This is a genomic window from Thiolapillus sp. (assembly GCF_048562965.1).
Lineage (GTDB): Bacteria > Pseudomonadota > Gammaproteobacteria > Chromatiales > Chromatiaceae > Thiolapillus > Thiolapillus brandeum_A.
On sequence record NZ_JBHNMF010001626.1, the window covers coordinates 1 to 526 of the forward strand.

At 52.5% G+C, this 526-nt stretch carries 1 protein-coding gene; it reads left to right on the forward strand.

Annotation, left to right across the window (positions count from 1 at the left end; genetic code table 11):
• Positions 1 to 199 precede the first annotated feature (199 nt).
• A partial coding sequence (locus ACOCD2_RS25885) for a hypothetical protein (protein ID WP_293654012.1) occupies positions 200 to 526 on the forward strand: 327 nt, incomplete at its 3' end.

Consider the following 526-nt stretch of genomic DNA (forward strand, 5'->3'; position numbering starts at 1 on the left):
AGTAATTAAGGGAGAAAGTAACGAAGGGAAGCTGATCAAACAGCCCAGCGCAGTTTTATCGGCTAAAAAAATCACCTAACAGAAAACAAGACTGATACGGCGATAGTCATCCGGTGTGTGACAAGCGTGTCTTCGGCCTCGTGATAGATTTTGGGACATCCCAGTCCCCAAAATCGACTCGGCCTTTGACAACCTATTGGTGCCCCAGCCGTCCTGGTCACCCAGCACTACGCAACAACTTCGCAAGCTCGTTGCTGCTCCGTACTTGTCTCCCAATGACTGGACGCCGCGTTCGGATGCCTACTTTGCTTCCCCTCTGGCGCTATGCGCACGACGGGTAAGCAGTGCGGCCTCGCGGCTACTGGGGGCTACCAGCCTTCGCTTCGCTCTCCATGGCTGGCAGCGTAGGTGTTGCACGCTGAATAGTTTCGTTATATCGTGCGACAAACCGCAATGTAGAGAAACACAGGGCAATTTAGCGGAACCACAGAATCCCTACGGACTAAGGAATATTCGGGAACAAAAT